Genomic DNA, 25,101 nt, shown 5'->3' with positions numbered 1-25,101 from the left:
GCCGCGGCTGAGTGATCGGAGCGGGTGCCGTGCTCGTCAGTGCACTCCGAATGCGGACATCGCGGTCGCCATCTTCATGACCAGCCGGCTTTCGGTGTTGCGCACCCGCGTGAATCCGAACCGTGCGTAGAACGCTGCTGCGGACTCGTCGATGGCATCGACGACGATGAGGCGGCCGCCCGTGGTCTGCGCTGCCCCCATGATCTTGGTGACCGCGTCGACGAGCAATTGCTCGCCCAGACCCTGTCGGTGCAGCCGACGGTCGACCGCGAACTTCGCCAGCAGGAACGCGGGCACGATTTTCAGCCCCGACGACAGCGACTGCGACAGGCCGTCCACATCGCGTTCCAGTTGGGTGGGTGCGATTGCGTAGTACGCACGCACTGTCGGATCATCGGCGGTGACCCAGACATAGGTCCGGCTCGTCCAGCGCTGTTCGGCCGGCAAGGCCATACGCTGTAGCCACTCGTTGAGAACGGGCTTGCCGCAGTCGAACTCGCTGAGCTTGTGGTCGACGGAGATCGCCGTCGAGATCCAGGTCACCGGCGAACGAAGACTCGGGGCTTGGCTGCTGCCTTTGCCAGTGCCGGGGCCTCGTCGGGCTCGTCCAGTGAAGACATCATCGCGTCGAACTGTTCGGCGGGCATCAACGTCCGACTCGACAGCGCCAAGATCCGGTCCGCACGATCGAAGGCTGCTGCACGGATGAACTCGCTCAGCGTTTCGTTGACCGCGTCCGCAGCGGCCTGGATCTGGGTCTGTCGTTGTTTGTCGAGCCGCACTTCGACTCGTTGGGTCTTCGGCGTCATGGCGGTGCTCTCGGCTAGTTGCGGAAGTAGTTCTCCTGGGCGCGTTCCTCCAACGTACGGACAATGTACGGAAATTTCCACTGCCTATTCGCAGGTGTGTCTGTTGCTGTGACCGCGAACCTGGTGTTCCGCAGCACGGTCGACCAGTCAAGATCATTAGCGCGGCGTACATTCGATGCGTGAGCAAACTTTCGGTAACCGGACCGTTGCGTGCGCGCGGGACGGCAGGAGGGCGTGCGCGGCGGGATTCCGTCGCGCACGGTCGTGAAGTGGGTTTTCGTGGTCGCCGGTCCGCGGTTGCGGTGATCTTGCTGGCGGTGCTGGTGGTGCTGGCCGGCTGCACGGCCGACCGGACGGGCGAGGATTCCGCTGCCCCGGCGGGGCCGGTCGCGCAGGTCACTGTGGCGCCGACACCCGGCGCGACCGAGGTCGACCCGGTGTCGTTGATCTCGGTGACGGTCGCCGACGGGCGGATCGACCAGATCGCGCTCACCAATGCCAACGGCAAGCAGGTCAGCGGTGAGCTGAGCGCCGATCGCGCCACCTACCAGGTCACCGAACCGCTCGGCTACGGCTCGTCCTACACCTGGACCGGCACGGCCATCGGAACCGACGGTGCGTCGGTGCCGATCGAGGGCAGCTTCACCACGGTCGCGCCGAAGTCGACCACGCCCGCCACGATCAATATCGGCGACGGCCAGGAGGTCGGCATCGCGGCGCCGATCATCCTGAAGTTCACCGGGCCGGTCACCGACAAGGCCGCGGTGGAGAAGGCGCTCACCGTCACTACCGAACCGGCCACCGAGGGTTCGTGGGCGTGGCTGCCCGACGACGGCGGTTCGCGCGTGCACTGGCGGCCCAAGGAGTACTGGACCCCCGGCACCACCGTGCACGTCGCGGCGAACCTCTACGGGGTCGACTTCGGCGGCGGCGCCTATGGCGATGCCGACCTGACCTCCGATTTCACCATCGGCCGCAGCCAGGTGGTGATCGCGAACGCGCCCAGTCACCGCATGCAGGTGGTCCGCGACGGCGCCACCGTCTTCGACTTCGCCGTCTCCTACGGCGAGGGCAACGAACCGCGCAACGTCACCCGCTCGGGCACCCACGTGGTCACCGAGAAGTACGAGGACTTCCTGATGTCGAATCCCCCGTACTACGAGAACGTTCGCGAACGCTGGGCCGTGCGCATCTCCAACAACGGCGAATTCATCCACGCCAACCCCGAATCCCTGTCCGCCCAGGGCTCCTCGAACGTCACCAACGGCTGCATCAACCTCTCCCCGTCCGACGCCGAGGCCTACTTCCCGACCGCCCTCTACGGCGACCCGGTGGAGGTCACCGGCACCTCCATCGACCTCTCCGCCGCCGACGGCGACATCTACGACTGGGCCATCGACTGGCCCACCTGGCAGTCCATGTCGGCCCGATCCGCCGACTCACCGACTCCCGGCGTCGCCGCTCCGCGCTAGACGCGACGTTGGACGGTTGATCACCAGGCGCTCCGGTGAGCATCGGCCGAGAAGCCGACGCCACCAGCGCCTGGTGATCAACCGTCCAGGTCAGGCCGTGGCCGGGGTGGGCCAGCGGGGGTGGTTGCGGTCGATGACGTACGCGTGGGTGTGCTGGAAGTGGCGGGGGCCGATCTGGATGGCGTCGGTGAGGATGGCGGGGTCGACGGTGCCCAGTTCGTGGGTGTGGGTGATCTCGGTCGGGTCGTTGCTGGGCCACAGGCGCAGGGCCGCGAGGGCGCCGAGGGTGGCGATGACGGCCAGGACCAGCCAGGTGGTGGTGAAGCCGGTGGTGGTGGCCAGCCAGCCGGTGATCGGGTAGGTGAGCAGCCAGGCGACGTGGGAGAGGGAGAACTGGGCGGCGAAGAGGGCGGGGCGGTCTTCGGGGCGCGCCGAGCGGCGCAGGACGCGGCCGGTGGGGGTGAGGACGAGGCCGGTGCCCGCGCCGATCAGGGCCCAGACGGTGAGCGCGGCGGCCCAGCGCCAGTCGCCGGTGGCGGCGGTCGACAGGGCGATGGCGGCGGCCAGTCCGGCGGCGAGGATGCCCGCGCCGGTGAGCATCACCGGACGTTCACCACGCCGGTCCAGGATTCGGGGCAGGGTCAGCGCCACGAACATCGTGCCGAGACCGTTGGCGGCCAGCAGGATCGCCACCCCGGATTGGGTGCCGCCCAGCATGTCTCGCGCGTAGTTCACGGTGTTCACCATGACCACCGAGCCCGCCGCCGCGACCACCAGGTTCAACCCGAGTAGTCCACGCAACCGCGGGGTGGCCGCGAACAGGCGCAGTCCGGCGACGAGGCGTTCGGTGATCGCGCCCTCGCCTGTCGCCGCGTTCGGGATGTGGGCGGCGAGTACCAGGCCCACCGAGACGGCGAAGCCGATGCCGGTGCCGACGAACAGCCAGTGGAAGCTGAGGACGCTCAGCGCCAGCGCGGCCAGCATCGGGCTGAGCAGCGTCTCCATGGTCGCGGCGAGCTGGGCGGCCGAGAGCGCCCTGGTGTAGTCGCGTTCGTCGGGCAGGATGTCGGGCAGCACGGCCTGGTAGGTGGGGGTGTAGGCGGCCGAGGCGATCTGCAGCAGGGTGATCAGCACGTAGATCTGCCAGATCTGGTCGACGAACGGCAGCGCGAGCACGATCGCGCCGCGAATGGCGTTGAGCGCCACCAGGAACTGCCTGCGCGGTAACCGGCCCGCGTAGGCACCCGCGATCGGCGCGACGGTCACGTAGGCGACCATCTTGAGTGTCAACGCGGTACCGAGCACGATGGCCGCGTTGCCGCCGGCGAGTTCGTAGGCGAGCAGGCCGAGGGCGACGGTGGTGAGGCCGGTACCGAACAGTGCCGCCACCTGCGCGGTGAACAGCAACCGGTAGTCCCGGTGGGCGAACAGTGATGCGGACATGGTCCCCGGCCTCCTGCATTGTCGCTTATCTGCGTATGAATGCAATAAGCAGTATGGCGGCCGGTTTATTCCGCCGACTTGACCTGAAGAGAGGTTGAGGTACGACCGTGGAGCGCAGCGGCGGTCGCGGGGCCGCCACCGAGCAAGAGGAACTGTGATGAGCGAGCACGCCCAGACCGCACTGCGGGTCGCTGTCGTCGTCGGAAGCACCAGGGAGGGCCGGTTCGGTCCGACGGTCGCCGACTGGTTCGTGCGCCAGGCCGAGCTCAGGGACGCGATGGTGGTCGACGTCGTCGACACCGGCCAGGTGGAACTGCCACACGCCTTCGGCGCGGCCACCGAACACCCGTCCGTGGCCGATGCCACCGAAAAGCTCGCCCGCGCCGACGCTTTCGTCGTGGTCACGCCCGAGTACAACCACAGCTACCCGGGCTCGCTGAAGAACCTGATCGACATCCACCACAGCGAATGGCAGGCCAAACCGGTCGGCTTCGTCTCCTACGGCGGCATCTCCGGCGGCCTGCGCGCGGTGGAGCACCTGCGTCCGGTCTTCGCCGAACTGCACGCGGTCACCGTGCGCGATTCGGTCGCCTTCCCCAACCCGTGGGGCCGGTTCGACGCCGACGGTGCGCTGAGTGCGCCGGACGAGGCCGAGGCCGCCGCCGCGGTGATGCTCGATCAGCTGAGCTGGTGGGGCGAGGCCCTGCGCACCGCCCGCGCCATCCGCCCGTACGGGAAGTGACGGCTGTGCTGATCGAACCGAAGGCGGCGCCGGTCGCCGTCCGCAACCCGATGCGCATCGCGCTGGTGCTGGTGGTCGGCATGATCATGGCCACGCTCGATCAGACGATCGTGAACGTGGCCATCAACCGGCTCTCGGCCGAATTCGACACCGGACTGAGCACCATCCAGTGGGTGGCCACCGGCTACTCGCTGGCCCTCGGCGCGGTGGTGCCGACCTCGGCGTGGCTGGTCGGGCGCTTCGGCGCCAAGCGGCTGTATCTGACGGCGGTCGTCGCGTTCGCGATCGGTTCGCTGCTGGCCGGGTCGGCCTGGAACATCGAGTCGCTCATCGCTTTCCGGGTGGTGCAGGGGGCCAGCGGCGGGCTGTTGATGCCGGTCGCGATGACGATCCTGCTGCGCGCGGCGGGCCCGGAACGGCTCGGTCAGTTGATGAGCACACTGGGGCTGGCGATCCTGGTCGGCCCGCTGCTGGGGCCGGTGATCGGCGGGTATCTCATCGACGAGGTGTCGTGGCGGTGGATGTTCTTCATCAACCTGCCGCTGGGCGCGCTGGTTCTGGTGCTGGCCGCCCGGGTGGTCCCCAATGACGCGCCCGAGCCGCCGCGGGCGCTGGATGTGCGCGGCCTGCTGCTCATGTCGCCAGGGCTGGCGCTGGTGATCTACGGCGTGACGGCCGCGGGTGAGCACGCGGACTTCACCTCGCCCGCCGTGCTGGTGCCGCTGCTGGTCGGTGCCGGGCTGATCGCCGCGTTCGTGCGGCGGTCGCTGCGGGTCCCGGTGCCGCTGCTCGACCTGCGGGTCTTCAACAACCGGACCTCGGGTGCCTCGGCCGCCCTGCTGGCACTGTTCGCGACCGGCTATTTCGGGACGATGTTGTTGCTGCCGTTGTACTTCCAGGTGGTGCGTGGTGAATCCGCGCTGATGGCAGGCGCTTTGGGCATCCCGATGGCGCTGGCCTCCGGCATCAGCATGCAGGTGGCGGGCAGGCTGATCGACCGGATCCCGCCCGGCCGCTACCTGCCCGCCTCGATCACGGTGGCGCTCACCGGTTTCGTGCTGTTCCTGATCCAGCTCGACGCGGACGCGCCGTACTGGGCCCTCGGCGCATCCTTGCTGCTGATGGGCGCCGGTGGTGGCGGCACGATGATGCCGGTGATGACCACCGCCACCAGGTCGCTGAGCCGGGAGCAACAGCCGGCCGGGTCGACGGTGCTGAACATGATCAGCACCACCGCCATGGCCATCGGCATCGCGGTGACCTCGGTGACCCTGAGCGCGCTGCTCCCGGTGACCGGCGGCCTGCAAGCCCTGCACGGCATGGACCCCGGCGCCCGCGCCGAGCTGGCTCCGGCTCTGGCCGAAGCCTTCCAGCACACCTATCTGATCGCGCCGATCATGATCGCGCTGGCGCTGATCCCGGCGCTGCTGCTGCCGCGCCGGATGCCGAAGGACATGCCGAAGGGCTAGGCCGACTCGCTGGCGCGTTCGCGGCTGAGTTCCTCGGACGCGTCGGCGGACAGGCCCTGCTGCTTGGCCAGCAGGTCGCGGATCTCGATGAGCAGTTCGGTCTCGGTGGGCTCGGCGGCCTTGGTGGTGCCGAACTTGTTCTTGAAGGTCTTCATCGGCAGCATCAGCACGAAGTACAGGACGGCGGCGACGACGAAGAAGTTGATGAACGCGGTGACGATCGGGCCGATGGCGATGAAGGTGGCGGGCTTGTCCGCCATCAGCTGGACGCCGAGGCCCAGCTCGCCGCTCGAGCCGAACACCGCGAGCAGCGGGTCGACGAGACCCTTGGTGAACGAGGTGACCACGGCGGTGAACGCGGTGCCCATCACCACGGCAACCGCGAGGTCGATCACGTTTCCGCGCATGAGGAAATCTTTGAATCCGTCGAGTGCGGACTTCATGCTGCGCATATCTGGGTACTCCGATCCGACTGTCAGCAAAACTCGGGCGATGCTATCGGCCGTACCGGGGCGATAGCGAACTCGCAGCAACGCTGCTGCACCCCCCGGTGGCAGTATCGGCGACCTGCCGCGGGCTCGCCAATCGAGCGCGGATCATCGTGGAATGTCTTGGGCCGGTGTGTAATCGATGCGAAACGACCAGCTCGAAGGAAGCATTCGAGCTGGTCGCGGGCGCGATCGGGTGGTGGTGAGGTTCACTGCCCCGAGCGCGGGACGGTTCAGGAACGACGGGCGAAACGTCCGGGTTCGGCCTGGTCACGGGGCTTGACGACGATGGTGTCGAGGTTGACGTGCGCGGGGCGGCTGGCCACGAAGCCGACGATCTCGGCGATGTCGGCGGCGTAGAGCGGGTCGATGCCCTCGTAGACCTTGGCCGCGCGCTCGGCGTCGCCGTCGAAGCGGACCAGCGAGAACTCCGTCTCCACCGCGCCGGGGGCGATCTCGGTGAGTCGGACCGGCTTGCCCAGCAGTTCGCCGCGCAGGGTGCGGTGCAGTACGCCCTGGGCGTGCTTGGCCGAGGTGTAGCCCGAGCCGTTGTCGTAGGTGAGCAGGGCGGCGATGGAGGTGATGGTGACGATCAGGCCGTCGCCGGAGTCGATCAGTTTCGGCAGCAGGGCCTTGGTGACGCGCAGGGTGCCGAGCACGTTGGTCTCCCACATCCAGCGCCAGTCGTCGAGGTCGGCCTCGGCGACGGTGGACAGGCCCTTCGCGCCGCCCGCGTTGTTGACCAGCACGTCGGCGCGTTCAATCGCGTCGGCGAACGCGCGCACGGAGTCCTCGTCGGTGACGTCGAGCTCGAGCGCGGTGCCGCCGATCTCGGTGGCCAGCTTCTGCACCCGATCGAACCGGCGGGCGCCCACGTAGACGTGGTAACCCTGCTTGGCGAGTTCGCGGGCGGTGGCTTCCCCGATGCCGGAGCTGGCTCCGGTGACGACGGCGGTACGAGTGCTCATGTCTGTCGATCCTATTCGCCGCGGATTCGCCCTCGCCATGGCTCCGATCATCGTGAGGCGTACCTCTACCCTGGCGGCATGGCTATTCGTGACGCTGTCGGTGCCGAGGGCACGAGGATCGTCTACCGGGTCACCGGCCCGGAGACCGGGCGGCCGCTGGTGCTGCTGCACGGCTGGGCGGGGAACCTGCGCTGCTGGGGTGGCGCGGCCGACGATCTCGCCGAGCGCTACCGGGTGATCGCCGTGGATTTGCGCGGACACGGTTACTCCGACGATCCGGGTACCGGCTACGACGATCCGAAGGCGTGGGCGGGTGATGTGGCGGCCGTGCTCGCGGCCGAGGGAATCGAATCCGGCGCGGTGCTGCTGGGCTGGTCCTACGGCGGGATCGTCGCCACCGACTACCTGGCCACCTACGGCACGGGCGCGGTCGCGGCGGCGATCTACAGCGGCGCGCCCGCGAGCATCGGCCCTGATGTGCCCGGTGGGGCTCCCGGACCGGCCATGGTCAAGGCGATTCCGGGCGTCTTCGATGCGGCGGCGGGCCGGGCGGTGCGCGCGTTCGCGGTGTTCGGCAATGCCAATACCGGGCCGGGCGAGGACAAGGGCCCCGATGCTCAGCGCCTGTTCGGCGGCAGCCTGGCGACCGCGCCGTCGGTGCGCAAGGCGCTGTTCTACCGCACGATCGACAACACCGAGACCCTGCGCGCGCTCGACATCCCGGTGCTGGTGCTGCACGGCACCGAGGACCCGGTGGTGCCGGTCGAGAACGGCCGCTACATCGTCGAGACCGCGCCCGATGCCCGCGGTTCGTACTGGGAGGGTGCCCAGCACGGGCTGTTCATCGAGGATCGCGCGCGTTTCGTCGCCGAGGTGAGCGCGTTCGTCGACGCGCTGGACTGACCCGACGCGCCCACTCTGAATCGCAAATGTTTCAGAAATGTGTCCGAGTGGGCTGATCGCGGCCTACCCTCTGTCGCACGGTCTCGTCTTCGGCCGGACATGGAGGTGGCGCATGGGCGTCGTGACGCGATACGCGCTGCTGCTCGCGCTGACCGCCGGGATCGCCTGCGTGCCCGCGGCGGTCTCGGCGCAGCCGCCACCGGAACCGGCACGTGCCGTCGACGCCGCCCGGCTGGTCTCCGCGACACCGGGGCCGGGCCGGGTGGTCGACCTGGTCGTGCACTCGGCGGCCATGGGCAAACCGGTACACGTCGCGGTGCTGCCCGCGCCCGACCGCGCGGCGGCCGCACCGGTGCTGTACCTGCTCAACGGGGTCGACGGCGGCAGCCCGACCGACGACTGGCGCGACGGCCACAACTGGCTCACCCGCACCGACGCCGAGCGGTTCCTCGCCGACCAGCAGGTGACGGTGGTCGTGCCGATCGGCGGGGCGGGCAGCTACTACACCGACTGGATCTCCGATGATCCCGTGCTCGGCCGCCAGCGCTGGACGACCTTCCTCACCCAGGAACTCCCGCGCGTGATCGACGCCGAGTTCCGCGGCAGCGGCGCCAACGCGATCGCGGGTGTCTCGATGGCGGGCACCGCCGCCTTCCACCTCGCCCTCGCCGCGCCCCGGCTCTACCGCGCGGTCGGCTCCTACAGCGGTTGCGTCTCCACCAGCGGACCGCAGGGTCACGCGATCGTCAACACGGTCGTCTCCGGCCAGAACGGCGACCCCGTGAACATGTGGGGCCTGCCCGGCAACCCCCTCTGGGCCGCCAACGACCCCCTCCTGCACGCCGACCGCCTCCGCGGCCTCGCCATCTACGCCTCCTCGGGCACCGGCCTCCCCGGCCCCCTCGACCATCCCGACGGCCCCGGCATCGCGGGCGACACCAGAAAACTCCTCGACCAGCTCCTCATCGGCGGCATCCTCGACGCCGTCACCGACCTGTGCACCCGCCAGCTGGCCACCCGCCTCACCGACCTGAACATCCCCGCCACCATCGACCTCCGCCCCACCGGCACCCACTCCTGGGGCTACTGGCAAACCGACCTCCACACCTCCTGGCCCCTGTTCGCCGAGGCCCTGCAGGTGCGCTGAGCCGGTCAGACCGTCACCACTTCGACGAGACCGTCGAGGCCGACGAAATCGGCGGGGTTGCGGGTGTAGAGCCGTGCGGAGTGCGCGTGGGCCGTCGCGGCGATGATGAGGTCCATGGTCCGGGCGCGTGGTTGTCGGCCCGCCGCGACGACCGCGGCCGCGATCATGCCGTAACTCGCCGCCACGGCGTCGTCGACCGGAAGCGCGTCGAATCGCCGCTGCAAGGTCGTGAGCCGCCGCAGTCGTTCGGCGCGAATGCTGTCGGTCTTGGCCACGAGGACGCCGAAATGCAGTTCCGCGACGGTGGCGGCGCTGATGGTGAGCAGGCCGGGGATCGGTGTGATGTCCTGCGCGATCACCACGCTGGTGTCGAGGACTGCCCGGTTCTCGGTGGTCAGGTCGTCCACGGATCGCGCAGGCTCTGGTCGGTGAGGTCGCGGTCGCGTTCCCAATCCGGATCGGCCGGACCGGACCACAGATCGGCGATCTCGTCGAAGCGCCGCCATCGGGCCGGGGCCACCGGAACCAGGCGCACGCTCGGCCTGCCCGCCACGGTGATGGTGACGTCCTCGCCGTTCTCCGCTTTGCGGACGAGTTCGGAGGCCTGCTGCCTCAGCTCCCGTAGACCGAAAGTGCCCATGTCATGCATGGTAGCACTTGTGCTACACCCGTGAAAGTCGGGTCGATCAGGGCTCGGCGGTCGAGCGCATGATCGAGCGCAGGGTGGTGATGTAGCGGGTGACCGAGTGGTGGGCGGTGGGGGTGTCGGGGTAGATGGCGCTGAGGGCGGTGGCGGTGGGGAGGCGGTTGATCCAGAGCAGGACCTGTTCGGTGGCGGCACGGTTGGCGTAGATGCCGGTGCCGGGGGTGTCGAAGTATTCGTTGCCGGTGAAGTCGCGGGCGTCGACGTAGGAGAGCATCGGGGCCGACCAGCCGGGGCGGACGGTGATGTCGGGGTCGTCGGCGGCCAGTTGCAGGACGCGGTGCGGGGAGACGGGGGTGAGGGTGAGGCCGGTGTCGTAGGCGCGCTGGGCGGCGGTGAGGGTGCGGGTGAAGGTGGCGGTGGCGCCGATCGGGAAGGCGACGGGGATCAGGGTGACATACCAGCCGACGGAGACGAGTTCGGCGATGGTGGAGCGGGTGCTGATGGGGGAGAGGGTGAAGTAGTAGTCGCTGTCGAGCAGTTCCCGTTCGGCCAGCGCGGCCGCGGCGAAGATGCCGCCGGTGAATTCGGCGCCGTGATCGCGGCAGATCTTCTCGAAACGCAGTGCGGCCGCCTCGTCGAAGAGGGGGAAGGTGCGGTGGGCGCTGCGCGGGTAGGAGCCGGGGCTCTTGCCTAGATCCAGAGGGAAGGAAGGGAGTTCGCCGCCGTTGCCGCGGAGCAGTTCGAGCCAGCGGCGCACACCGGGGGAGGTGCGCGTCAACGCGGCGGAGGCGGTGCGTTCGCGGGCGCAGTAGTCGAGGAAACTGGCGGGCGCGCTGAGCTGACCCGCGTCCTCGCCGACTTCCCGCAGGTACAGATGCGCGAGCTCGAAGCACGAGATGTACTGGGCCACACCGTCGGTGTGAAGGTGGTCGACCGCGAGGTAGAGGGTGGTCGAGTCGCCGTGCTCGATCGCGCCGAAGGTGAAGCAGTTCCAGTGGAACGGTCCGGGCGTGCTCTCCTGCACATGCGCCCTGATCTGCGCGCCGGTGACGAGTCCGCGCTCGTGCTCGGCGAACTCGACCACCTCCGGCGCGACAAGATGACGGTGCACCGCACCGTCGGTACCGATCGCGAACCAGGTGCGAAAAGTGTCGTGACGCAACAGGAACGCGTTGATCGCCCGCGTCATGGCGCCGCGATCGAGCAGGCCGGGCACCGCGGCGGTGACCACGCACAGCCCGGAGAACCGGAACGTCGCCTCGATGTTGCGGTGCGCCAGTCGCAGATACTCCTCCTGCTGATGCGACGGCGGCACCGGGTGTCTGGGTGCCCGGTCCGCGGCGGCCACCGCGGCCGGGGTCGCGTGCCAGCTCACCAGGTGGCCCGGCGCGGGCTGCCATTCCTCGATGAGGCCGAAACTCACCACGGGTCAACTCCGTTCGTTGCTGGGCAGGGCGAGGGTGAGCGCGCCCATCGCCAGGGCGACGACCGCGACGGCGGCGAACATGCTCAGTGCGCCGCCGAGGGTGTGCGCGCGGAAGAAGACCGCGCTGAGCAGGGCGAGGCCGAGTCCGTTGCCGATCTGCTCGATGGTGGGCAGCAGGCCGGAGGCGTCGTCCATGCGCTGCTGGGTCAGTCCGGCCAGCATCATCGGCTGCAACTGGACGCCGAACACGCCGACCCCGATACCGGACACGAAGATCGGGAGCAGCGCGATCCGCAGGTCGACGGTGCCGTCGGTGTACCAGAGATAGCAGGCGCCGATGGCCACACAGCAGCCGAACCAGGCGATGCCGACCGCGAGCGCGCGGGCGCCCCAGCGTGCGACCAGCCACGGTGAGAGCACCGCGCCCAGCCCGGCGCCGAGCGCGAACGGGGTCATCGCGACGCCGGTGCGCAGCGGGGAGAAGCCGACGATGTCCTGGAGGGTGATCGAGATGGCGAAGACGAAGGCGGTGAACACGCCGAAGAACGTCGTCACCAGGATGGCGCCGAGGGCGAAGCCGCGATCGTCGAACAGCTTCAGCTGAACCAGCGGAGCTTGGGACGAACGATATTGCTGGACGAGGAATCCGGCGCCCAGCACCAGCGCGGCGAGGATGACCGCGGGAGTGCCCAGTCGCCAACCGTGTTCCTGCACATCGGCCAGCGCCGACAGCAGCGCGAACAGACTCACGGTCGACAGCGCCGCCCCGGCGAGATCGAGCCGCCCCGGCTCGGCCGCACGGCCGAGATGCAGCCAGCGGAACGCGAGGACGAAGGCGAGCGCGCCGAGCGGGACATTGATCAGGAAGATCGAATGCCAGCCGGTGCCGGCGATGTTCGCGGTGATCAGCGCGCCGCCGAGAATCGGCCCGAGCATCCCCGCGAAACCGGCTGTGCCGCCGTAGACGGCGAACACCAGCGGAAGCTTGGCGCGGGGAAAGCTCGCGGTGAGGATGGCGATGGTCTGCGCGGCCATCCCACCGCCCGCGACACCCTGGGCGACACGGGCAACGATGAGCTCGGTCGCCGAATCCGACATGCCGCACCAGACCGAGGCTGCGGTGAACGCCACCATCGACCACAGGAACAGCGTCCGCCTGCCGAACATCGCGCCGAGGCGCGCGGCCGGGAGCAGGGTGCAGGCGAAGGCCAGCGAGTACCCGGTCACCACCAGCAGCTGTGCCGAGGACGAGGCGCGCAGGTCGGCGGTGATGCTGGGCAGTGCGGTGTTCACGATCGTCACGTCGATCATCTGCATGAACACCGCGATCAGGCACCCGGCAAAGGCGGGCCAGGCGCCGTGGCGCGCACCCGTCTCTGTCGGAGCGCTGGTTCGCACGTCGGTCATCGGGCTGCTCCCTCGGGAGTCATCGCTGACCGCCCACCAATGCGGGTTCCTCGGTCTCGACGCCGTCGCCTGAATCCTCCTGTGCCGCCGCGAGATCCGGCAGCGAGACGCGCGTGGTGTCGGCGGCCAGGATCAACTCGGCGACCTTCGGGCCCGCCTGTTCCAGGCTGAACGAGCGACCCATCTGTAGTGACATGAGCTCGATGCCGAGCGATTTGCCCACGCGCGCACCGAATTCCACCGCCATCAGCGAGTCGAGGCCCAGTTCGGGGACGGGGACGGTGAGGTCGATCGAGTCGGGGGCGACGCCCATCACGACCGCGAGCTGATCGGCCAGCATCCGGGCGACGGCGTGCCCGCGTTTGCCCTCGTCGAGCGCGGTGAGTTCGGCTTGCAGGCGGGCCAGCGCCGAATTGTCCTCGACGGAGGCCGCGATCAGCGCGGTGAGGCGGCCGGTGCGGGTCATCTGCGGGAACGAGGCGGCCAGCCGGGACCAGTCGGTGGGGATGATCGAAGCCCTGGTGACGCCGAGGCGAAGGGCCTGTTCGAGATAGGCGGTGCCGTCGGCCATGTCGATGGGCGCGAAACCGGCCACCTCGAGATACTTGGCGACCTTCTCGTCGGCCGCCATGCCGCCGGTCGCGCCGGACATGTGGCCCCAGCCCACGCACAGCACCCGCTCACCGGCGCGCGCCCACTGCTCGGCCAGTGCCTCCACCGCGAGATTGGCCGCGCTGTAGTTGTACTGGCCGAAGATGCCGAACATCGAACCGCCCGAGGAGTACAGCACGAACATGTCCAGCTCGATGCCCGCGTTGGCGACAGCGCGGTGCAAGACCTTGGCGCCGTGCACCTTCGGGCGGTACACGCGGGTGAGTTCGTCCAGGTCCATCAGGCCGATCCGGTTGTCGGCCACCGCGCCTGCCGCGTGATAGACCCCGCGCAGCGGATAGCCGTCGGTGTGCGCCCGCCCGACCACGCCGGTGACCGCGACCAGGTCGGCGATGTCGGCGAGTTCCTCGACCACCTCGACGCCCTTGGCCCGCCACGCCTCCAGCTGCTGGTGCGCCTCGTCGGTTCGCGCGCCACCGCGCCCGACCAGCACCAGCCTGCGCGCGCCCTTGCTCACCAGCCAGCGGCCGGTGGCCAGGCCGAAGCCGCCGAAGCCGCCGCTGATCAGGTAGGTGGCCGCGCCGTGGATGGTGACCTCGGGCAGCTGCGGACGCACCGGTGGCGCGGTGTCGTCCATGCTCAGTGCCACCCGGCCGATCCGGGACGAGCGGATCACCTCGTCGAAAGCCCGTGCCACCTCGTGGGTTTCGAACAGTTCGTACGGGAGTGCCTGGTAGACGCCCGCTTCGATCTTCTCGTAGACCCGGCGCAGCAGGTCGGCCAGCTGCATGGGGCGGACCGCGCACATGCGGTCGAGGTCGACGGAGAAGTACGAGAGGTTCTTGTCGAAGTTGGCCAGTTCGAGCAGGCCGCCGGTGTACACGTCGGCCTTGCCGACCTCGACGATCCGGCCGAATTCGGTGACGGCGCGGAAGTTCTGGCGCAGGATCTCGCCCGGCGCCGTACTGAGCACCACGTCGACGCCGACACCGTCGGTGAGGGTGAGGACGTCGTCGGCGAAGTTGAGCGAGCGCGAGTGCAGGGCGTGGTCGACGCCGAGACTGCGGATGTGGGCGCGCCGTTCAGGGGTGCTCGCGGTGCCGATTATGCGGGCACCGCGCGACTTGGCCACCTGGATCGCGGCCGAACCCACACCGCCCGCGGCGCCGTGGATGAGCACCGTCTCGCCCGGCAACAGGCGGGCCAGGTCGAGCAGGGCGTATTCGGCGGTGCCGAAAGCGGTGGTGCTGGTGCACAATCCGGGCTCGGCGCCCGCGGGCAGGCGGATCGCGGCGTGCTGGTCGACCAGGTGGTAGCGGCGCATCATGTCCTTGGCGGCGATGGCGACCAGGTTGCCCTCGGCCAGCGCGGTGACGCCCGCACCGCGCCGCACGACCGTGCCGACGCCCTCCATGCCGGGTGCCGTGCCGAAGAACGTGCCCGCCAGCTCCCGCTCACCGAGCAGGCCCATCACCTTCAACGGGTCCTTGTAGTTGAGGCCGATGACCCGCATCCGCACCTCCACCTCGCCCGGTCCCGGGTCGCGCCGGGTGCTCGCGCGCCACGAGAGTGCCGACAGCAGCCGCGATTTCGGTACTTCGATGGCGAAGTCGGCGGCCGGGTCGGCGAGTGGGTGCGCGGTGTCGAGTTCGTCGATGCGCGCCTGCAGCGGCTTGGTGACCATGGGTGCCCAGCGCCGGCCCGCACGCAGCAGGATCTCGTCGGTGTTGTCGTGGGTGAAGGCGCCGGGTACCGACAGCTCGGTGCCGAGCAGATCGAGGGAGACGTCGGGGTCGACGTCGATCAGCCGCCAGCGCAGGGCGGCCTGTTCGTTGAGCAGGACCCGGCGGGCACCGGCGAGCGCACGGTGGCGGTACTGGGGTTCGGACTTGTCGTCGGGGAGTGCGAAGGCCTCCTCGGTGACCAGAGTGATGTCGATCAGGCCTTCGCCGAGAGTGGGGAGCACATCGCCGTGCTCGATGAGGGAGTCCGCGAATTCGCCGAGCGTGACGGCGATCTGCTTCAGCGTCCACAGCGCGGCGAGGTCGTCGTGGACGGCACCGGCGACGAGGCAGACGTGCAGGCGCCGGTTGGTCGCGGCGGACGAGCCGGACTGAGGTATCGACGGGTCGGTGTCGTCCCGGCCGGAATTGCCGCCGAGGAAGTCCAGTGCGTGTGCGGCCGCGTGTAGGTGCTGGGTGAGTTCCTCGGTGAGATAGGCGGTTTCGGTGGGGTCGGTCGACGGCTCGGTGATCTGGAGGACCGCGCCGGGCAGGCTGGATGCCAGGGCGCGGGCGCGGTGGCTCGCGCCGAGTGCGACGACGACGGTCGCTGTCTCGGACGTGGGCAGGGCGGCCGGGTCGATCGGGTCGCGGGGCTCGAGTTCGTCGGTGTAGTAGAACTCGGCCATGCGGTGCAGGGGGTCGGCGCCGGGGTTGAGGGCGCCGACCTGGACGCCGACCAGGTGCAGGCAGCGGTTGCCGGCTTCGTCGAGCAGTTCGATGTCGGCGCGCAGGCGGGTGCGCGGGTCGCGCCGGGCCAGCACGGTGAGCTGTTCGGGGAGGGCGCCGTAGAGGCGGACCGCGTCGACGGCGACCGGGACCAGTGCGCCCTCGCCGATGGCGTCGTCGGCGAAGAGCAGCGCCGCGACCTGCATGGCCGCGTCGACCACCGCCGGGTGGGCGAGGTGCCCGGACCCGGTGGCGATGCTCGCGTCGACCGTGGCGAGGACGGTGTCGCTGCTCGCCCGGACCGAGGTGACCCGGCGGAAGGTCGGGCCGTACTGCAGGCCGTGCGTGCGCAGGGCGGAGTAGAACAGCTCCGGGTCGAACTCCACGGCCGAGTCCAGTTCGGGGATCGGCACTTTCGTGGTCTCGTAGGCGCCGGTGAGCAGGCGGCCGATCGCGTTGACCGTCCACACCGAGCCGGTGGCGCTGCGCGAGCGGATCAGGAAGCGGCCGCTGGCCTCCTCGACGCTGAGTTCGAGCAGCGGCACATCGGGGGCGCCCATGATCACCGGCGCCACGAAGCGCACGTTCTCCAGCGCGACCCGGGGCTCACCCATCCGCTGGGCCGCCGCGCTCAGCGCCGCGTCCAGATAGGCCGCGCCGGGCAGGATGCGCACCCCGCCGACGACGTGATCCACCAGCCACGGCAGCTTCTCGGTGCCGATCTGCAGCAGCCAACCGGGCCTGCCCTCCAGATCGGGATCGCCGAGCATGGCGTAGCCACCGGGCGAACCGTTGCGCAGCTGCTCGAACAGCGGCAGCGCCGAGTACAGCCGGGTGCGCTGCCACGGGTAGCGGGGCAGCGGCAGGTGCGGGGTCGCGGGCCGGTCGGCGGGGAACAGGACCTCGGGGTCGAGCGCGCCCGCGCTGTAGAGCCCGGCCACGGTCCGGCGCACGCTGATCGAGTCGGACTGCTGGCGATCCAGCGTCGAGACGGTGACACCGTTGTCGCCCGTCTCGAGCAGCAGCTCGCGAATGTTGCCCGACAGCACCGGGTGCGGCCCGACCTCGACGAAGACCCGGTGGCCCGCCTCGATCAGCGCGCTCATCGCGTCGGCGAACCGCACCGATCGGCGCACGTTCGCACACCAGTAGTCCGCATCCCACACACCTTCGGTGACCTGCTGTCCTGTGACGGTGGAGTACAGCGGGAGCGTCGGTGCCTGCGGGGTGAGATCGGCCAGGACCGTGCGCAATTCGTCGAGGATGGGGTCCATCAGGCGGCTGTGATACGGCACCTCGACCCGCAGCCGACGGGCGAAAACACCCTGCTCGGTGAGGGTTTCGGCGAGCTGGTCGAGGCGGTCGGGATCACCGGCGAGGGTGAGGCTGTTGGGGCTGTTCACCGCGGCGATGTCGATGGCGTCGTCGGGTCCGATCAGCTCGGTGGCCCGCTCGACGCTGATCCCGGCGGCCAGCATCCCGCCCGTGCCCGCGGTGCTCGCCTGCAGCCGCGCGCGGTGATACGCCACGGTCACCGCGTCGTGCAGCGAGAGCGCGCCCGAGACGTAGGCCGCGGCCACCTCGCCGACGCTGTGCCCCACGATCACACCGGGGGTGATCCCGTATTCGGCCAGTTCGCTCACCAGCGCGACCTGCACCAGGAAGTTGGCGGGCTGGGCCACCATGGTCGCGGTGACCCGCGATTCCTGCTCCGGCCGCAGCAGTTCGCTGATGATCGACCACCCGGCCACTTCCCGGAAGACCGCGTCGACCTCCTGCGCGGTGGCGGCGAAAGCCCCTTCGGCGCACAGCAGTTCGCGCGCCATGCCCCACCACTGCGGACCCATCCCGGAGAACACGAAGACCGGCGCTCCACCACGGGTGAGTGTCCTGGTGGCGTCGCGACCCGCACCGTCGGCGTATTCGCGCAGTTCACGAATGAGTTCGGTGGTGCCGTCGACGAGGAAGCCGGTGCGGAACGGGTGGTGCGCGAGCCGGGTCCAGGCCGCCTCGGCCAGCCGGTCGGGGTCGGCGCCCGCGGCGAGCAGGTCGGCGAAACGGCCTGCCATGGCCCGGGTCGCGGTCGCGCTGCGGGCCGAAACCGGCAGGATTCCATAGTGTTTCGGCGGCTCGACCGGTGCGGGCTCGGAGTGGAACTCCTGCACGATCACGTGGGCGTTGGTGCCGCCGTAGCCGAAACCGTTGACCGCGATGGTCATCGGAAGATCGGACTCGACCGGCTGCGGCTCGAGCTGCACGTGCAGGCCCAGCTCGTCGAACGCGATGTCGGGATTGGGGGTGTCGAACCAGCCCTGCGGCGGAATCGTCCGATGGGCAACGGCCAGCACGGATTTGATCACGCTCGCGACACCGGCGGCGGCCTCGGTGTGCCCGAGGGTGGCCTTGAGCGAACCGACACCGAGGGAACCGGAGCGCCCGGACGCGGCACCGTAGACGCGGCCCAGCGCGCGCAACTCGATCGGGTCGCCGACCAGCGTGCCGGTGCCGTGCGCCTCCACATAGGTCACGTCCGCGGGCGCGGTGCCCGAGCGCTCGCACACCGCCCGGGCCAGCGCCTCCTGGGAGACGTCGTTGGGCACGGTGATCGCAGTGGTGCGGCCGTCCTGATTGGCGCCGGTGCCCTTGAGCACCGCGTAGACCCGGTCACCGTCGCGCACCGCGTCGTCGAGCCGCTTGAGCACGATCATGCCCGCGCCCTCGCCGCGGCCGTAGCCGTCACCGGCGGCGTCGAAGGACTTGCAGCGACCGTCGGTGGCGAGGAAGCCGCCCTTGCACATCATCACGAACGTCTCCGGCTGCAGCATGACGTTCACGCCACCGGCCAGCGCCACCGTGCAGTCGCCGTTGTCGAGCGCCTGGCAGGCCAGATGGATGGCGACCAGCGAGGACGAGCACGCGGTGTCGACGGTCAGCGCCGGGCCGGTCAGGTCGAGCGCGTAGGCGATGCGGTTGGACAGCATCGTGTACGAGGCCGAGGCCGCGGTGTGCATGTCGACGTGCGCCAGTGCCGGGCCGACCACACCGATCACCGACTGGTCCACGACGAACCCGCCCACATACACACCCACCGAGCTGCCTGCGGCCTTGCCCGCGACCCCGGCGTCGTCGAGCGCCTCCCAGGTCACCTCGAGCAGCACCCGCTGCTGCGGGTCGAGGCCGGTCGCCTCGCGGTGCGAGATACCGAAGAAATCGGGGTCGAACTCCCACGGGTCGCCGGTCATGAACGCGCCGCGACGGGTGTAGCTGCGACCGGGTGTCCGTTTGTCCGGATCGTAATAGCGACGATAATCCCAGCGGCTCGCCGGAATATCCACCACCGCATCGCGCTTTTCGACAACGAACTCCCAGAACGATTCCGGTGAGTCTATTCCACCGGCGAATCGGCAGCCGATTCCGACAACAGCGATGTCCGACATGATTCCTCCGCATCAGGGCCCTCGATGTCAACATGTGCCCGGTCTGCGCAGCGTAGGACCCCTCACAGCGAAAACGAGCCTGGAGTAACGTGGTTCGTCGATGGCACCAACGTGATAGGTCTGTGATTGTGATCTCGACTCGAGGCGAAGGTTTCCTGCCTGCTCGCACAGGGTGCCGGAAAATCTTCTGGTAATCGTCACAATGTTTTTCCGAAACCGTGTGTAGCGTTCGGGAATACCGTTGGATCGCGAACAGAGAGCAGGATTCGGCGTAGAGATCGGAGTTCGATGATGTCTGGTCGAGCAGTGTGCGCTCGCATCGTCGCCGCCGTCGCCCTGGCGGTGGCCGCGCTGGGATCGGCCCCCGCCGCGACCGCGGCACCGGCCACCGCCCGGATCGACGACCTGCGTCACGAGCCCGATCGCACCATCGATGTCGGCGTGTACTCACCCGCCATGGACATCGTCACCCGGGTGCGGGTGCTGCGCGCCGCGGACCCGAAAGCGCCCGCGCCGACGCTGTATCTGCTGAACGGGGTCGGCGGCGGCAGCGATGGGAACTGGCTCGACCGCACCGATGTGGTCGAGTTCTTCAAGGACAAACAGGTCAACGTGGTGATCCCGTTCGGCGGCGCGGGCAGTTACTTCGCCGACTGGCGGGCCGATGATCCGGTGCTGGGCAAACAGCGCTGGACCACCTTCCTCACCAAGGAACTGCCGCCGGTGATCGATGCCGAATTCGGCGGCAGCGGTGCCAATGCCATCGCGGGACTGTCGATGGCCGGCACCTCGGTGTTCCAGCTCGCGCTCGCCGAACCGGGGCTGTACCGCGCGATCGGCTCCTATTCCGGGTGCGTGCGGACCAGTGATCCGCGCGGGCAGGCCATCGTGCGCACGGTGGTCGGCAGCAGGCTCGGCAACGCGGCCAACATGTGGGGACCGCCGACCGACCCGGCCTGGTCGGCCAACGATCCCTACCTGCACGCGGAAGCGTTGCGCGGCACCGAGGTCTACATCTCCTCCGGCACCGGCATCCCCGGTCCGTTCGAAACCGTCGGCACCCAGGGCGACCCGATCCAGCAGACCTTCCAGCTGCTGTTCGGCGCCTCGCTCGAGGCCGTCACCAATCTGTGCACGCACCAGCTGCGGGATCGATTGCAGTCGTTGGGGATTCCCGCGACCGTCGACCTGCGGCCCACCGGCACCCACTCGTGGGGGTACTGGGAGCGGGATCTGCACAAGTCGTGGCCGGTGTTCGAGGCAGCGTTGACGCGGTGAGCCGGTGGGCGGAATTCGTCGTCCTCCGGCGATACACCGTCCTCGGCGCGGTGGTCGCCGCGCTGCTCGCGCTCGGCGGTTACGGGCTCGGGCTCGGTGACCGGCTCAGCGCCGACGGGTGGGACGATCCCGGCTCGGACTCGGTGCGCGCCGGGCAGATTCGGACCGAGGCGTTCGGGCGTGATCACTCCGCAGACGTGCTGCTGCTCTTTCACGCCCCCGATGGCCGAACCGTCGACGATCTCGCCTTCGCCGAAGCCGTTGTCGCGCATCTGAACCTGTTACCCCGCGTGCATCCCGCCGAGATCGACCGCGTGAACGGGGCCTACTGGCCGACCGAAACCGGTGTGGCCCAACCGTCACTGTTCGGCACCGACGACCGCAAGCACGCCTTCGCGGCACTCTCCTTGCGCGGCGAGGACAACACAACGCTGCTGCGCAACTACCGCGCGGTCCGCGACGACCTCGCTGCCCCCGGCCTGACGATGGAGGTGGCCGGCGGTCAGGTGGTGGCGGGCACCCTCACCGACACCATGGCCACCGACCAGCGGCGCATGGAACTCATCGCGCTGCCGGTGGTGGCGGTGCTGCTGCTGTTCGTGTTCGGCGGGGTGATCGCGGCCGCGCTGCCGTTGCTCGCCGGTGGGCTCACCGTGCTCGGCGCGTGGGGGATCATCCGATCGATCACCCATCTCACCGAGGTGAATTCCTTCGTCGCGCCGGTGGTCTCGATGATCGGGCTCGGATTGGCCATCGACTACGGGCTCTTCGTGGTCAGCCGATTCCGCGAGGAACTCGACGCCGGTCGCGAAGTGCCCGAGGCGGTGCGCCGCACGATCGTCACCGCCGGACACACCGTGCTCGCCTCGGCGACCATCGTCATCGCGGCCGCCGCCACCATCCTCCTGTTCCCGCACGGCTTCCTGCGCTCCTTCGCCTACGGCACCATCGTCACCATCACCCTCGCCGCGCTCACGGCACTCACCGTCCTCCCCGCCCTGCTGGCGATCCTCGGACACCGGGTCGACGCGCTGGGTTGGCGCCGGTTCGTGGGGCGGGCGCGCGGCGCGGCGGGGGGTCGAGCGGTGCGGGTGCGCGGTGCGGCCGGGGACCGAGCGGCGCGGGTGCGCGAGACGACGGGGCCGCGCGGCAGGGCAGGGGAGCGAGCGGCGCAGGCGCCCAGCACGGCGGGGTCGCGCAACATGACGGGGGATCGAGCGGTGCGGGTGCGCGGTGCGGCGGCGGCGCGGGGCACGACGGGGGATCGACACGCGTCGGCGGTCGGGGAGGCTGGTCTCGCAGAGCTTGGTGATGGCGGGACGACCGGTCGGAGTGGCGCGGGCGCGGTGACGGGATCCGGGGCGCAGGGGGCCTGGGAGCTCGACGGGTCGCGGGCGGGCGGCGGGTGGTGGCGGCTGGCCGGGTTCGTGCGGCGACATCCGCGCGGCGTCGCGTTGACGGTGTGCGCGGGGTTGCTGGTGCTCGCTGCGCCGATCGGGGGATTGGCGTTCGGGAGTGTGAGTGAGCGGTATCTGCCGCCGGACAATCCGACCCGGCTGGCCCAGCAGCACTTCGACGAACTGTTCCCGCTGCGGCGGGCCGATCCGGTCCAGCTGGTGTTCGTCTCCGACGAGCCCCTCGACGTGGGTGCGGTGTGGGCGGCGGCCAACGACGCGCCGGGACTGGCCGGGCCGTTCGGCGTACCCACGCGCGGTACGCAGCGCACCGACGTGTTCGCCACCGAGGCCGCCCTCGCCGACCCCGCCGACGCGCGCGCCACCGTCGACTACCTGCGCGAACTCGAGGTCCCACCGGGAACCACTCTGCTCGTCGGCGGCGAACCGGTGGTCGGCCAGGACAGCGTCGACGCGCTGGTGCACCGACTGCCCCTGATGATCCTCGCGGTCCTGCTCGTCACGACAGCCCTGCTGATGTGGGCCTTCGGCTCCTGGGTGCTGCCGATCAAGGCCGCGCTGTGCAATGCGCTCGGACTGGGCGCCACCCTGGGCATCCTCACCTGGGTCTTCGTCGACGGGCACGGCGCGGAACTGCTGAAATTCACCCCGCAGCCGATCATGGCCCTGCTGCTGGTGGTGATCGTCGCGGTCATCTACGGGCTGTCCACCGACTACGAGGTGTTCCTGCTCTCCCGGATCGTGGAGGCCCGCGCCGAGGGGGCGAGCACCGCCGACGCCGTGCGCGAGGGGACCGTGCGCACCGGCCGCATCATCACCGCCGCCGCCCTGGTGCTGCTGGTGGTGACCGGCGCGTTCGCGTTCTCCGAGCTGCTGATGATGCAGTACATCGCCTACGGCATGGTGGCCGCGCTGCTCATCGACGCCACGGTGCTGCGCCTGCTGCTGGTCCCCGCGCTGATGACCTGGCTGGGCGAGCGCTGCTGGTGGCGACCGTCATGGCCGAAAAGCGCTCGCGGCGAGGCCGCCGATCGGGCAGGCTCGGTGTCGAGCCACGCGTGAACTCACTCACGAAGACGCTGTGACAGCCGTCACCGATCCCGGTAGGGGTATGGTCGGCGGCGTCGCGGCGTGCACACTGGAGGGTGTGAGTGAGCGTCGTTCGGAACTTTTGCCACACCGCATCGCGGTGCTCTCGGTGCATACCTCACCCCTGGCCCAGCCCGGTACCGGCGATGCGGGCGGCATGAACGTCTACGTGCTCAATACCGCCGTCGAGCTGGCCCGACGCGGCACCGAGGTGGAGATCTTCACCCGTGCCACCTCCTCCGACCTGCCCCCGGTCGCCGAAGCCGCGCCCGGCGTGCTCGTTCGCCACGTGGTCGCCGGCCCCTTCGAGGGCCTGGACAAGCACGAACTGCCCACCCAGCTGTGCCCGTTCACCGCCGAAGTGCTGCGTCAGGAGGCCAGGCACCTGCCCGGCCACTACGACCTCGTGCACTCGCACTACTGGCTCTCCGGCCAGGTGGGCTGGCTCTCGCGCGACCGCTGGCGGGTGCCGCTGGTGCACACCGCGCACACCCTGGCCGCGGTCAAGAACGCCGCGCTCGCCGAGGGCGACACCCCCGAACCCGAGACCAGGGTGATCGGCGAGAAGCAGGTGATCGCCGAAGCCGACCGCCTCGTCGCCAACACCGGTGACGAAGCCCGTCAGCTCGTCGACCTCTACGGCGCCGACGCCGACCGCATCGACGTGGTGCCCCCCGGCGCCGACCTGACCCGCTACCGCCCCGGCGACAAGCTCGCCGCCCGCGCCGCGATGGGCCTGCGCGCCGACGAGCAGATCGTCGCGTTCGTCGGCCGGATCCAGCCGCTCAAGGCCCCCGACGTGCTCGTACGGGCCGCCGCCGAACTGCTGCGCCGCGACCCGAGCCGGCAGCTGCGCGTGCTCATCGTCGGCGGACCCTCCGGCACCGGGCTGGCCCGGCCCGACGCGCTCATCGAACTGGCCGCCGACCTCGGCATCGCCGACCGGGTCACCTTCCTGCCGCCGCAGCCGGCCGACCGGCTCGTGCAGGTCTATCGCGCCGCCGACGTGGTCGCGGTGCCCAGCTACAACGAATCCTTCGGCCTGGTCGCCATCGAGGCACAGGCCAGCGGCACCCCGGTGCTCGCCGCCGACGTCGGCGGCCTCGGCACCGCGGTCCGCCACGGCGAATCCGGACTGCTCGTCCGCGGCCACCGCACCCCCGACTGGGCCGACGCGCTGGCCGCCCTGCTCGACGACCCGGCCCGGCTGGCCCGCATGGGCGCCACCGCCGTCGAACACGCCGAACGCTTCTCCTGGGCGCACACCGCCGAGGGACTGCTCGACAGCTACGCTGCCGCGATGGCCGGTTTCCGGGCCGAACGCGGACCGATCGCCCTGCTCGCGGGCGACACCGGCCAGGCCAGATCACAGGCGCTGTGGCGGCGCCGGACAGGAGCACGCCGGTGAGCGCCGTATCGCAGGTGATCGACGAGACGCTGCGCGACCGCGAGATCGAATACACCCGCCACGACGAGGGCACCTTCATCGTCGTGCTGCCGGGTGAGCGCAAGCTCAAGACCACGGTGATGCTGACCGTCGGCAAGCACGGCGTGCGCATCGAATCGTTCGTCTGCCGCAAGCCCGACGAGAACTTCGAAGGCGTCTACAAGTACCTGCTGCGCCGCAACCGGCGCCTCTACGGCGTGGCCTACACCCTCGACAACGTGGGCGACATCTACCTCGTCGGCCGCATGTCCGCCGAATCGGTCACCCCCGACGAACTCGACCGCGTCTTCGGCCAGACCCTCGAAGCCGTCGACAACGACTTCAACACCCTGCTCGAACTCGGCTTCGCCGAATCCATCCGCAAGGAATGGAAATGGCGCGTCTCGCGCGGCGAATCGCTGAAGAACCTGCGCGCCTTCGAGCACATGATCGACGACGCCGACAAGGTCTGAA

At 69.7% G+C, this 25,101-nt stretch carries 19 protein-coding genes; 9 read left to right on the top strand and 10 right to left on the bottom strand.

The window, feature by feature from the left end; genetic code table 11:
- Positions 1-36 precede the first annotated feature (36 nt).
- Both ACFVVM_RS15025 and ACFVVM_RS15020 read right to left on the bottom strand, forming a co-directional pair.
- A complete protein-coding gene (locus ACFVVM_RS15025; protein ID WP_387617753.1) occupies positions 37-543 on the bottom strand; it encodes a GNAT family N-acetyltransferase in 507 nt (168 codons plus the stop codon).
- Positions 540-809 (bottom strand): DUF1778 domain-containing protein, encoded by a 270-nt coding sequence (locus ACFVVM_RS15020; RefSeq protein WP_387617751.1) that lies wholly within the window; start codon positions 807-809, stop codon positions 540-542. The genes ACFVVM_RS15025 and ACFVVM_RS15020 overlap by 4 nt, the downstream gene beginning before the upstream one ends.
- A 269-nt stretch (positions 810-1,078) precedes the next feature.
- On the opposite strand from ACFVVM_RS15020, the gene ACFVVM_RS15015 reads away from it, so the two are divergent.
- Complete coding sequence (locus tag ACFVVM_RS15015) at positions 1,079-2,281, top strand: Ig-like domain-containing protein (protein WP_387617749.1); 1,203 nt, start codon at positions 1,079-1,081, stop codon at positions 2,279-2,281.
- Positions 2,282-2,371: 90 nt separating this feature from the next.
- Here the strand turns inward: ACFVVM_RS15015 and ACFVVM_RS15010 are convergent, their stop codons facing one another.
- A complete protein-coding gene (locus tag ACFVVM_RS15010; RefSeq protein WP_387617747.1) occupies positions 2,372-3,724 on the bottom strand; it encodes an MFS transporter in 1,353 nt (450 codons plus the stop codon).
- 157 nt (positions 3,725-3,881) lie between these two features.
- Between ACFVVM_RS15010 and ACFVVM_RS15005 the strand changes: the two genes are divergently transcribed.
- Together ACFVVM_RS15005 and ACFVVM_RS15000 are read left to right on the top strand one after the other, a co-directional pair.
- The gene (locus ACFVVM_RS15005; RefSeq protein ID WP_387617745.1) at positions 3,882-4,466 is read left to right on the top strand and encodes an NADPH-dependent FMN reductase; all 585 of its coding nucleotides are present in this window, start codon (positions 3,882-3,884) and stop codon (positions 4,464-4,466) included.
- Positions 4,467-4,471: 5 nt separating this feature from the next.
- Positions 4,472-5,935, top strand: a complete 1,464-nt coding sequence (locus ACFVVM_RS15000) for a DHA2 family efflux MFS transporter permease subunit (RefSeq protein ID WP_387617743.1) — start codon at positions 4,472-4,474, stop codon at positions 5,933-5,935.
- On the opposite strand, the gene mscL is transcribed toward ACFVVM_RS15000, so the two are convergent.
- Positions 5,932-6,387 carry a large conductance mechanosensitive channel protein MscL gene (mscL, locus tag ACFVVM_RS14995; RefSeq protein WP_387617741.1) on the bottom strand — a complete coding sequence of 152 codons (456 nt, stop codon included), beginning with the start codon at positions 6,385-6,387 and terminating at the stop codon, positions 5,932-5,934. The genes ACFVVM_RS15000 and mscL overlap by 4 nt on opposite strands.
- Before the next feature lie 269 nt (positions 6,388-6,656).
- Positions 6,657-7,391, bottom strand: coding sequence for an SDR family NAD(P)-dependent oxidoreductase (locus ACFVVM_RS14990; protein ID WP_387617739.1), 735 nt, complete (start codon positions 7,389-7,391; stop codon positions 6,657-6,659).
- Positions 7,392-7,469: 78 nt separating this feature from the next.
- Between ACFVVM_RS14990 and ACFVVM_RS14985 the strand changes: the two genes are divergently transcribed.
- A complete protein-coding gene (locus ACFVVM_RS14985) occupies positions 7,470-8,294 on the top strand; it encodes an alpha/beta fold hydrolase (RefSeq protein ID WP_387617737.1) in 825 nt (274 codons plus the stop codon).
- A gap of 112 nt (positions 8,295-8,406) precedes the next feature.
- Positions 8,407-9,441, top strand: a complete 1,035-nt coding sequence (locus ACFVVM_RS14980; RefSeq protein WP_387617735.1) for an alpha/beta hydrolase — start codon at positions 8,407-8,409, stop codon at positions 9,439-9,441.
- A 5-nt stretch (positions 9,442-9,446) separates the two neighbouring features.
- On the opposite strand, the gene ACFVVM_RS14975 is transcribed toward ACFVVM_RS14980, so the two are convergent.
- The 5 genes from ACFVVM_RS14975 to ACFVVM_RS14955 are packed head-to-tail and all read right to left on the bottom strand — an operon-like array spanning position 9,447 to position 19,419.
- Complete coding sequence (locus ACFVVM_RS14975; RefSeq protein WP_387617733.1) at positions 9,447-9,848, bottom strand: type II toxin-antitoxin system VapC family toxin; 402 nt, start codon at positions 9,846-9,848, stop codon at positions 9,447-9,449.
- On the bottom strand, positions 9,836-10,081 hold the full coding sequence (locus tag ACFVVM_RS14970; protein ID WP_387617731.1) for a type II toxin-antitoxin system Phd/YefM family antitoxin: 246 nt from the start codon (positions 10,079-10,081) through the stop codon (positions 9,836-9,838). Before ACFVVM_RS14970 ends, ACFVVM_RS14975 begins: the two co-directional genes overlap by 13 nt.
- 46 nt (positions 10,082-10,127) lie before the next feature.
- Positions 10,128-11,513, bottom strand: a complete 1,386-nt coding sequence (locus ACFVVM_RS14965) for a condensation domain-containing protein (RefSeq protein ID WP_387617729.1) — start codon at positions 11,511-11,513, stop codon at positions 10,128-10,130.
- A 3-nt stretch (positions 11,514-11,516) separates the two neighbouring features.
- Positions 11,517-12,920, bottom strand: coding sequence for an MFS transporter (locus ACFVVM_RS14960; RefSeq protein ID WP_387617727.1), 1,404 nt, complete (start codon positions 12,918-12,920; stop codon positions 11,517-11,519).
- A gap of 19 nt (positions 12,921-12,939) precedes the next feature.
- Positions 12,940-19,419 carry a type I polyketide synthase gene (locus tag ACFVVM_RS14955; protein WP_387617725.1) on the bottom strand — a complete coding sequence of 2,160 codons (6,480 nt, stop codon included), beginning with the start codon at positions 19,417-19,419 and terminating at the stop codon, positions 12,940-12,942.
- Positions 19,420-19,710: 291 nt separating this feature from the next.
- Here ACFVVM_RS14955 and ACFVVM_RS14950 point away from each other — a divergent pair, with 291 nt between their 5' ends.
- From ACFVVM_RS14950 to ACFVVM_RS14935, 4 genes are all read left to right on the top strand, one after another.
- Positions 19,711-20,697, top strand: a complete 987-nt coding sequence (locus ACFVVM_RS14950; protein WP_387617723.1) for an alpha/beta hydrolase — start codon at positions 19,711-19,713, stop codon at positions 20,695-20,697.
- Positions 20,694-23,174 (top strand): MMPL family transporter, encoded by a 2,481-nt coding sequence (locus ACFVVM_RS14945; protein WP_387617721.1) that lies wholly within the window; start codon positions 20,694-20,696, stop codon positions 23,172-23,174. The genes ACFVVM_RS14950 and ACFVVM_RS14945 overlap by 4 nt, the downstream gene beginning before the upstream one ends.
- A gap of 76 nt (positions 23,175-23,250) precedes the next feature.
- A complete protein-coding gene (gene mshA, locus ACFVVM_RS14940) occupies positions 23,251-24,609 on the top strand; it encodes a D-inositol-3-phosphate glycosyltransferase (RefSeq protein ID WP_387619209.1) in 1,359 nt (452 codons plus the stop codon).
- Positions 24,606-25,100 (top strand): YbjN domain-containing protein, encoded by a 495-nt coding sequence (locus ACFVVM_RS14935; RefSeq protein WP_387617719.1) that lies wholly within the window; start codon positions 24,606-24,608, stop codon positions 25,098-25,100. Before mshA ends, ACFVVM_RS14935 begins: the two co-directional genes overlap by 4 nt.
- Position 25,101: the final 1 nt, after the last annotated feature.

The sequence above is a fragment of the Nocardia sp. NPDC058176 genome (assembly GCF_042883805.1).
In the GTDB taxonomy this organism is placed as follows: Bacteria; Actinomycetota; Actinomycetes; order Mycobacteriales; family Mycobacteriaceae; genus Nocardia.
The sequence above is the reverse complement of the archived record's forward strand: the minus strand, read 5'-3'. Positions and strand labels throughout refer to the sequence as shown.

Excerpts from the sequence above, each read along its gene's own strand:
- ACFVVM_RS14955 (WP_387617725.1), bottom strand. The coding sequence starts at position 19,419 with ATGTCGGACATCGCTGTTGTCGGAATCGGCTGCCGATTCGCCGGTGGA.
- ACFVVM_RS14970 (WP_387617731.1), bottom strand. The coding sequence starts at position 10,081 with ATGGGCACTTTCGGTCTACGGGAGCTGAGGCAGCAGGCCTCCGAACTC.
- ACFVVM_RS14990 (WP_387617739.1), bottom strand. The coding sequence starts at position 7,391 with ATGAGCACTCGTACCGCCGTCGTCACCGGAGCCAGCTCCGGCATCGGG.
- ACFVVM_RS15020 (WP_387617751.1), bottom strand. The coding sequence starts at position 809 with ATGACGCCGAAGACCCAACGAGTCGAAGTGCGGCTCGACAAACAACGA.
- mscL (WP_387617741.1), bottom strand. The coding sequence starts at position 6,387 with ATGCGCAGCATGAAGTCCGCACTCGACGGATTCAAAGATTTCCTCATG.
- ACFVVM_RS14985 (WP_387617737.1), top strand. The coding sequence starts at position 7,470 with ATGGCTATTCGTGACGCTGTCGGTGCCGAGGGCACGAGGATCGTCTAC.
- ACFVVM_RS14950 (WP_387617723.1), top strand. The coding sequence starts at position 19,711 with ATGTCTGGTCGAGCAGTGTGCGCTCGCATCGTCGCCGCCGTCGCCCTG.
- ACFVVM_RS14980 (WP_387617735.1), top strand. The coding sequence starts at position 8,407 with ATGGGCGTCGTGACGCGATACGCGCTGCTGCTCGCGCTGACCGCCGGG.
- ACFVVM_RS15005 (WP_387617745.1), top strand. The coding sequence starts at position 3,882 with ATGAGCGAGCACGCCCAGACCGCACTGCGGGTCGCTGTCGTCGTCGGA.
- ACFVVM_RS15010 (WP_387617747.1), bottom strand. The coding sequence starts at position 3,724 with ATGTCCGCATCACTGTTCGCCCACCGGGACTACCGGTTGCTGTTCACC.
- ACFVVM_RS14960 (WP_387617727.1), bottom strand. The coding sequence starts at position 12,920 with ATGACCGACGTGCGAACCAGCGCTCCGACAGAGACGGGTGCGCGCCAC.